Raw genomic sequence first — 6,247 nt, 5'->3', positions numbered from 1 at the left:
AGAAAAAGGGCATCGTGGAATCGGGAGTCAAGTACGTAAAGAACAGCTTCGGGCCGCTGCGCGACTTCCGCGACCTCGCCGATGCCAACCGCCAGGTGCGCGCCTGGGTCATGGCCGAGGCCGGCACTCGCATCCACGGCACGACGCGCCAGCAGCTGTTGACGGCGGTGTAAAAGCGGCAGTAAATGGCGGCGTACGGTTGGGTAAGAAGGTCAACAGCAAGGGGCCGCATGCGGCCCCTTGCTGTTTGGGTTGGACAGCAGGTTAGAACGGATCGTCGAGGCTTTTCTCGGGGGGCGAGCGCTGCTCACTCAGCAGGTCATGCAATGCGAGCTGGTAGTGAGCGCAGATCCGCTCGCGTAGATCGTCGATGAGTTCGACGACGGCGAGCGCCTGCTCAGCGGACCAGTTGTCTGGGATCAGGAAGTCGAGCCCCTGGGTGATGCCTGACGGCAGATGCAGATGCGTCATGATGGTTTTTTCTCCGCCCGGGCCACGCTGCGTTTCTTTGCTCGCTGATCGGCCCGCTCGCGCGCTTCCTTGACGCGATACGACTCGCCCTCGATCGCGATGACTTCGGCACGATGCACCAGTCGGTCAACCAGCGAGACGACGCAGGCGGCATTCGGGAACACCTCAGACCATTCGACGAATGGTCTGTTTGTTGTAACCACCGTACTGGTGGCGCCATATCGGCGACTGATGAGCTCGAACAGCAGATCGGCATGTCGGTTTGAGTACGACAGGTAGCCGACCTCGTCGATGACCAGCACGTCCGGCGAGGCATAGCGGTGCAGGCGCCGACGCAAGGCCGAATCGCTGTCAAGAGCGGCCAGCTCGCCGAGCATCTGGCAGGCGGTGGTGAACAGCGCCGTGTGCCCGTGGACGAGCGCCTGATAGGCCAGATTCAGCGCCAGGGTCGATTTGCCGACGCCGTTCGGGCCGATCAGCACGACGTTGGCCGAGTCCTTGACGAACTCCAGCTACATCAATTCCTCGACGGCGGCCCGGTCGCAGCGCGTCGGCCACGTCCAGTCGAAGTCGCACAATGGCTTGAAGTTGCCCAGGCGGGCATCCCGGATGCGTCGCTCCAGCGAGCGACGCGAGCGCTCCTCTTCTTCCCATTGCAGCAGCGGCGCTACCCATCCAGCATCAGCGACCTCCGGCCAGTGCGCCAGCAGCCCATGCAGGCGCAAGGCATTCGTACGGCTTTGCAGGTTCTCAGGCGTGTTCATTGGCATCTCCAGCGATCTGATCGTAGATGTCGAGCCGGTGGGGTATGACCAGCTTGTCCTTGTGCCGGACGTGTTCAGGCAGATGGATGCCCACCGGCGGGGGTGCATGGCGCGCTTCGCGCCGGCGCTCCAGCGCCAGGCGCACCGGATTCTGGTGAGGTGCCGCGTCGCTGGCGAGGGTTTCCTCGATCGCCGCTTGCAGTTCGGCGGCGCCATACCGGTCGAGCAGCCGCAGCAGGTGGGTGGTGATGTTGCCCAGATTGCCGCCCCGTTCCGCCGCGCGCAGCAACAGCGCCTGGCTGGCCGGCGCCGCCCGAGCCAGATGGTCAAGTCCGCGATGGTGGCGGGCTTCGCGTTTGCGTTCGACCAGGGCGTTGATGTGTGCGGCAATTTCTATCTGCGCGCCGCGATCGTAACTGCGCTCATGAGTGGCGAGCAGTTCCGTGCCATCGAGGATGCGTACCTGCCGGGGACTGGCCCGCACCGTGAGCGTGCGTCGCACATGGGTATGCGGGATCGTGTAATCATTCAGGCCGAAGCGCACGTACGGTGTCTTGCCGACCTTGACGTTCTGTTGCGGTTCGCACGGATAGGGATTCTCCGGCAAGGCGAGCAGGCTGGGCTGCTCGCGGCAGAACGCCTCGCGTACGCTGATCGTCGGTTCTTCCCGGCAGGGGCGATCGGCCGCAAGTCCCGCACACCAATGGGCGGCTTGAGCGTTGAGCTCATCGAGGTCGGTCACGGTGCGTCCGGCGAAGAAGTTCTCGCGCACGTAGCGGATGGCGCGCTCCACGCGCCCTTTCTCGTTGCCACGGGCGACGGCAACCGGCCGGGGCTCGTAGCGGTGATGCGCCGCGAACGCGAGCAGCGTCGGATGGAAACGGATCGCATCTCCCTGGCGTTCCAGAACGGCGCTCTTCAGGTTGTCGTAGAGCAGGACCCTGGGCAGGCCGGACCAAGCCTCGAAGGCGCCGGCATGGCCGGCCAGGAAGCTATCCATGCGCGCATCGAGGAAGAATCTCAGATAGATCTGCCGCGACCACGACAGCACCATCACGAAGGCCATCAGCGGCCGGCGCGCGCGGCCGATCTGCAGATGGCCGAAGTGTCCCCAGTCAACCTGCCCTTGTTCCCCCTGCAGGGTGCGCAAACGCAGATAGGCTTCGGGCAGTGGGCGCGGCCGGTGCAGCGCGATCATGTGCCGGAAGTGGTGCTGGCTCCCGCGGTAGCCACGCTCGGTCACCATCGCATACAGGCGGCTGGCCGTGAGCGACGGGAACTTCTTCAGCGTCTCATGGATGAATGGCAGGTAGGCGTCGATCTGCGAGGGCCGCTGCACCGTGCCAATCCGGGGTAGGCCGGCCTGTGCCAGCACACGTTGAACGGTGTCGCGGTGCACATGCAACTGGCGCGCGATGGTGCCGGCGCGCCATTTCTCGACGTGGTAGTAACGCAGAATCTGGGCTTCGAGTTCTACTCCAATGGTCATGGGTCGTGTCCTGTGCGGTCAGTCGTACGAACATCACGGAAGACCCTACGACGCAGTGGTCCGAGGCGAACAAAGCCCGAGTATGCGCAACGGCAGAAGTGGCAATGCTCAGACACAGGTATTGAGGCGCCAGCGGGCGCCGGTGCTCTGGCCGGCGTCGTCAAGGTCAGCGGCAGTAGAGCATCGGCGGCCTGCGCGACGGAACCCTGATGCGTCACTTTCTTTTGGCGACAGCGATAGCGGCGCATCCGCTCCGCGTGCGCCAGGCGGCCGCGGCGGCTGTGTTGGTAGCGCTGAGCGGCCTCGCGCAGACTGGCGCGGCGCGCTGCTTGCGAGCAGCCGCCATTGCAGTAGACCTGACCGCGGTCGCAGCGGCGGCAAACAATGACCTGCGCCCGGCAATGAGCGCACACAAAGAGGCGGCCCGTGGCCGGCATCGGCAATCCCCCGTTATGCCGAAACGGCCTCGACGGGCTGGACGAGCCGTGCCATACTGGCCCGGCACGCGCGCCCTTGGCACGAGTGGGGCACGACATCGGGATGAACTTGGCGGTTTGGACCGGTGTCGTGCCTGTTTCTTTTCGGCGGTAAATCCGACCTTTTTACCGCATCCCTACTGCGACGTCACCACCTTGCGGAATGCCCGTCACCGGGCGCGTCTGCACTCGCCCTACGGGCTCGTTCCGACGCGCCCGGTGACAACCCTTCAATATCAAATCAGAAGACCTTGGGACAGTCCTGCAATGCAGGAGTTGTTCTGCATCTTTAAGCTACGCCACCGTTTAGTGCCGGTTTTAAACAGCCGTTCACAAGGGCAGCAGAGCCTCATAGTCGTCGGCTGTCTGTGCCTGTGGCAACGCCTTGAACAAGGCAACGAGATACTGATACGGATCTACGTCGTTGGCCTTACAGGTTTTTCACTCCACCCGAATCCAACCGGCGATTCCACGGCAAAGCAACCATGGATTCCACGGGAAGCCGACCATCTTGCCGGGGTAGGAAATCCCGCCTGGTAGAGCGCTGGGATGCAGGGATAACCATGGCACTCTCGATCGCAGGTCAGCATCGACCAGCTCGGCTTCGAAGAACGTCTCGGGCTGCTCGTCGAACGCGAATGCAGCAAGCGCCAGTCGCGCATGTTCTCGGCCCGGCTGCGGCGCGCACAACTTCGCTTCCCAGACGCCGTCCCCGAGGACATCAACTACCGCGCTGCCCGCCGCCTGGACCGGGCCCTGCTGGCCCGCCTGTTGACCGGGGAATGTACTGGGGACACCTGAACGTGATCCTCATCCGCAAGACAAGCCTCGGCAAGAGCTGGCTGGCGTACGCCTTGGCGAACCAGGCTTGCCGACATGGCTACTCCGTCGGCTACCTGCGCATGCCGAAGTTCAGGGAGGAGATGGCTATGGTCGATGGCAGCGGGCGCTTCGGGACGTTGCTGGCCCAATGGGCCAAACCCGACATTCTAGTGGTGGACGACTTTGCGACGACGCCCCTTGCCGACTAGGCGCGCCGTGATCTGCTTGGCCTGCTGGATGTTCAGCACGGCTCGCGCTCAACCGTCGTCACCAGTCAAATCCCCGCTCCGGGCTGATAGGTTGGAGTCGTGGCGCATTCAGCTCCCTGTTAAACGGCCAAGCACACTCGATTTGCGTTTGTGCAGAGTATCCTTAACCATTCTTCTCAAGAGTGATTTGAAGCCTTTCTTTAGGTGTCACGGTTGCTTCGTAGATTGCGATGTGATCGTTCGACGCGAAAGTAACGTGCGGCGTTCCTTGAACATGACCCAACTGTGGGTTCACCGTATGCCCGTAGGGCGTCACTGCGACCGCATCGCCCGGCACGCCTATCTCGTCGAGCGTGAGGGTTCTAGACTGCATCGCGGGATAATCGCCGCTCGATATCGTCGTGGCATGCCACGTGCCGTCGCTACTCTGCCACTGGACTGAGAAGCAGAACACATAGCCGGTTTTGTTTTTTACTGTGATCTTTTGAGCCTGGATCATGATTTTTCCCATGCGAAGAAATTATAGGAATGACGTAAAGGGACTCTCTGCTTAGCGATGCTCGGTCTTCTCCTTGGTCAGTCGAGATAAGTCGCGCCAAAAGCACTTCTGCGGCTATAGGAAGAGAAGGTCGCGGGATATCAATAATGAAGTAAATGCAATCTATGTTCCTGGCGCCCAGGAAAACTGATAACCATCCGAAAAGTGAATAAATCAATACTTATTCTTGGGTGATTTGTTATAATTGTTATATCATTGAACATCATGTTGTCTTAAACTGTACACCGCTGCCCCCGGTTCCCGCCACTGACCTAGCAGGCCGCTGAAATACCTCCAGCGAACGTTGTGAAAAACCGCTAACCCACCGGCCCTATCGGGGAAGTCGCACCTCTTCCGCAGCCTCACCGAGGAGCCCCTCAATCTCGATTTATGCAACAACGCCGCTTCAAGCAATGACGTAGCAAAACTTGATTTTGATCAACAACAGGGAAGTTGGCCATTCTTTCTGCCTTGCCTCGCACATACCATATTGCCTAGACTTCTCTAGCCATTCCTCGTGCTGTTTCAGGAATGACGAACATAGCGAGTTCGTGCCATTTTGGCATCCAGCAGGAAATATTGGAATGGAATGGGCCCAGTGTTTTGCCTCGACGGCATTTCTCAAATCTTTGTAATTGTGGCTCGACATTTAAACTTCAAACTTTCAAGGATCCAATCATGTCTAACATCAAGAAGGCAGTGTTCGGCGCGCTAATGACCATCACTTTGCTCGGGGGCGCGGTGTCTGCATCAGCTCAGCCAGTATGCCAACCCCAGCATCCAGGGCAGACATGCGAGTATGATGCGGTGCTGAAGACCTGCATTTGTAACTAAGAATTGAAAGGCCTGGATAGTACGCTCCATGCCCGTCAATATGGACACCTTCTTTAATCCGCTCCCTCAAAGTTTGACGCCCGTCTAACTTTGAGGGGTGTATTACCAATGCGAGGATATTCCGTTCAACAACGATACGACCATCCTTAATGACCATGGATGCGTAACCAGAAACAGACGGCAATGGGTTCGCCGGGGCTCACAGAATGCACAGTGATAACAGTAAGCTGGGTTGCTTCGCGGCCGCGCCGCCTCTGTTCCATCTTCCTACCAACACCCCGATGGCGTCTAGTCATTGTTGGCATCGAGCGTGCACATCTGGCGGAGGGGCCGGAAGGCTCCACGTGATCCGTCGATCTCATGCGGCAGCCGGATCTGCTCCCACGGCACGACCGGATCGGGCAGTGCCGCCGTGACCAGGGCGCGCGCCCGCTGAATCGCTGATCTGCGGCTCGGGGAGGGGCAGCGACCGCAACGTTTCGGGCGCGCGGGCGACCGCCTGGCGCGACGACGCGCCCGCGTACCAGGCGCGCAGGGCCGCCAAGGCGGCGGCGTCGGGGAAATCGGGCGAGATCATCGTGTCTTGCATCGAAAATCGTTCGCGGGGTGCGTAAGCTTTGGTATGGAGATGGCCAGGCCGGCAC

Annotated in this window: 5 protein-coding genes and 4 pseudogenes; 3 read left to right on the top strand and 6 right to left on the bottom strand. The window is 60.7% G+C overall.

Translation table 11 applies throughout. The features are described from left to right. Positions 1-164: pseudogene (locus MKD38_RS30070) on the top strand (IS21 family transposase); the annotation flags it as partial. 100 nt (positions 165-264) lie between these two features. Here the strand turns inward: MKD38_RS30070 and MKD38_RS30065 are convergent. The 4 genes and pseudogenes from MKD38_RS30065 to MKD38_RS30050 all read right to left on the bottom strand — a co-directional run. Continuing rightward, positions 265-471, bottom strand: a complete 207-nt coding sequence (locus MKD38_RS30065; protein ID WP_012354803.1) for a hypothetical protein — start codon at positions 469-471, stop codon at positions 265-267. Beyond that, positions 468-1,235 (bottom strand): annotated as a pseudogene (istB, locus tag MKD38_RS30060) (IS21-like element helper ATPase IstB). The gene MKD38_RS30065 and the pseudogene istB overlap by 4 nt, the downstream one beginning before the upstream one ends. Next, positions 1,222-2,724, bottom strand: coding sequence for an IS21 family transposase (gene istA, locus MKD38_RS30055; RefSeq protein WP_012354806.1), 1,503 nt, complete (start codon positions 2,722-2,724; stop codon positions 1,222-1,224). Before istA ends, istB begins: the two are co-directional and overlap by 14 nt. Positions 2,725-3,530: 806 nt before the next feature. Further along, positions 3,531-3,641 (bottom strand): annotated as a pseudogene (locus MKD38_RS30050) (transposase domain-containing protein); the annotation flags it as partial. A gap of 147 nt (positions 3,642-3,788) precedes the next feature. Here MKD38_RS30050 and MKD38_RS30045 point away from each other — a divergent pair. Next, the gene (locus MKD38_RS30045; protein WP_331935451.1) at positions 3,789-4,001 is read left to right on the top strand and encodes an ATP-binding protein; all 213 of its coding nucleotides are present in this window, start codon (positions 3,789-3,791) and stop codon (positions 3,999-4,001) included. A 2-nt stretch (positions 4,002-4,003) separates the two neighbouring features. Beyond that, positions 4,004-4,231: an ATP-binding protein gene (locus tag MKD38_RS30040; RefSeq protein ID WP_240988366.1), complete on the top strand. Its 228-nt coding sequence runs from the start codon at positions 4,004-4,006 to the stop codon at positions 4,229-4,231. Positions 4,232-4,394: 163 nt separating this feature from the next. Here the strand turns inward: MKD38_RS30040 and MKD38_RS30035 are convergent, their stop codons facing one another. Both MKD38_RS30035 and MKD38_RS30030 read right to left on the bottom strand, forming a co-directional pair. Then, entirely contained in the window at positions 4,395-4,730 is a 336-nt protein-coding gene (locus MKD38_RS30035; RefSeq protein ID WP_012354810.1) for a hypothetical protein, read from the bottom strand. A gap of 1,164 nt (positions 4,731-5,894) precedes the next feature. Further along, positions 5,895-6,192 (bottom strand): annotated as a pseudogene (locus MKD38_RS30030) (hypothetical protein); the annotation flags it as partial. Positions 6,193-6,247: the final 55 nt, after the last annotated feature.

Origin of the sequence: Cupriavidus sp. WGlv3 (genome assembly GCF_023952475.1) — a bacterium.
GTDB lineage: Bacteria > Pseudomonadota > Gammaproteobacteria > Burkholderiales > Burkholderiaceae > Cupriavidus > Cupriavidus phytorum.
The sequence above is the reverse complement of the archived record's forward strand: the minus strand, read 5'-3'. Positions and strand labels throughout refer to the sequence as shown.

What these genes read in the sequence shown, in the direction of transcription:
- MKD38_RS30035 (WP_012354810.1), bottom strand. Translation starts at nt 4,730, where the DNA reads ATGATCCAGGCTCAAAAGATCACAGTAAAAAACAAAACCGGCTATGTG.
- MKD38_RS30065 (WP_012354803.1), bottom strand. Translation starts at nt 471, where the DNA reads ATGACGCATCTGCATCTGCCGTCAGGCATCACCCAGGGGCTCGACTTC.
- istA (WP_012354806.1), bottom strand. Translation starts at nt 2,724, where the DNA reads ATGACCATTGGAGTAGAACTCGAAGCCCAGATTCTGCGTTACTACCAC.